This is a genomic window from Aquabacterium sp. (assembly GCF_004297345.1).
In the GTDB taxonomy this organism is placed as follows: domain Bacteria; phylum Pseudomonadota; class Gammaproteobacteria; order Burkholderiales; family Burkholderiaceae_C; genus Aquabacterium.
In genome coordinates, this window is sequence record NZ_SCTN01000273.1 from 1 (window position 1) to 1,559 (window position 1,559).

Consider the following 1,559-nt stretch of genomic DNA (forward strand, 5'->3'; position numbering starts at 1 on the left):
AATGTCAGCCGCGAGATCCTGCAGGAAAGCCGCGACGTGAAGGCCATCCGGGAGGGTTGCACCAAGCGCATCCTCTCCATGCTGGAAGACATGGCGCACAACGATGATGCCGCGCTGCGCGACAAGTACGCAGCCTTCTGGGGCGAGTTCGGCACCGTGCTCAAGGAAGGCATCGGCGAGGACTTTGCCAACCGCGAGCGCCTGGCCAAGCTGGTGCGCTTTGCCTCCACGCACAACGAAGGCGCCGAGCAGAACGTGTCCTTGGCCGACTACGTCAGCCGCATGAAGGAAGGCCAGGAGGCCGTCTATGTGATCACGGCTGATTCCGTGGCCGCAGCCAAGAACAGCCCGCAGCTTGAGATCTTCAAGAAGAAGGGCATCGAGGTGCTGCTGCTGACCGACCGTGTGGACGAGTGGCTGCTCTCGCACCTCTACGAGTTCGATGGCAAGCCGCTGCAAAGCGTGGCCAAGGGCGCCGTGGACCTGGGCAAACTGCAGGACGAAGAAGAGAAGAAGAAGGCCGAAGAAGCCGCCGAGCAGTTCAAGCCTTTGCTGGAGCGCCTGCAGGCTTCGCTCAAGGATGTGGCCAAGGAAGTGCGCGTCACCACGCGACTGGTGGATTCACCCGCTTGCCTGGTCACCAGTGAGGGGGACGTGTCAGGCCACCTGGCTCGCTTGCTCAAGCAGGCCGGCCAGAACGCGCCCGAGACAAAGCCCACGCTGGAGATCAACCCGGAACACGACTTGGTCAAGAAGCTCGATACTTGCGAGCACTTCGACGATCTGGCGCACATCCTGTTTGATCAGGCCCTGCTGGCCGAAGGTGGTCAGCTGGAAGACCCCGCCGCCTACGTGCGTCGCATCAACGCCTTGCTGGTGACCGCCGCTGTGTGATGCGGTTTTGAAAAGACCTGTCTGGCGGGATGCCGGGCAGGTCAGTTGCGCTGATTGGCCATCTTCGGGTGGCCCAGGTCACTGTCAGCGTCGCCATGTTCGTTCAGGCCGGATGGCGATGTGGCGGCTATGCCGTCAAAGCGGCTGTCCATCGCAAAGAACGAGTCCTGCGCGAAGCTGGATTCGGCCCAGCGTGCGGCCCGTTCGGCGCGTCTTTGCTTGAGTTTGCGCGCCAGCTGGTCGCCAGCGTCGTGCAAGCGATCAGGCGAGACGTGCGCCAGATCGGGGTTTGTGCCGGTTGGGCCGAGCGCCCAACCCGCCATCAGGTTGGATGTGGGCCATTGGCCCGGCAGGCAGCGCACATAGCGAACGCGGCAGGCGTCCAGCACGGCTTCCTTGAGCTTTTGCGATTTGCGGGCGGCCTTGCCTGGGTTGCTTTCAATGTCGATCACCGACACGACCACGCCGTTGGGCGTGCACACCGCCATCGACACGTGCAAAGCTTGAAGGCGCTCATACCAGGCCTTGGCGTCATGTGCTTCAGCGGTCTGGCAAAAACGCAGCAAGCTGACTTTGGCCAGCACAACGTGATGGGGGAGCGCAGCACGCAACTCGCGATAGAGCGCGCGCTCATGCACACTGAACAGCGGCCTCGCGTTCAGATT

The 1,559-nt window shown here is 62.5% G+C and carries 1 protein-coding gene and 1 pseudogene; one reads left to right on the forward strand and one right to left on the reverse strand.

Annotation, left to right across the window (positions count from 1 at the left end):
* A pseudogene (locus tag EPO09_RS09595) lies at window positions 1–894 on the forward strand (molecular chaperone HtpG); the annotation flags it as partial.
* A gap of 41 nt (window positions 895–935) precedes the next feature.
* Here EPO09_RS09595 and EPO09_RS09600 read toward each other — a convergent pair.
* Window positions 936–1,559, reverse strand: a 624-nt coding sequence (locus EPO09_RS09600) for a DUF2726 domain-containing protein (RefSeq protein ID WP_290642527.1), incomplete at its 5' end; no start/stop codon positions are given.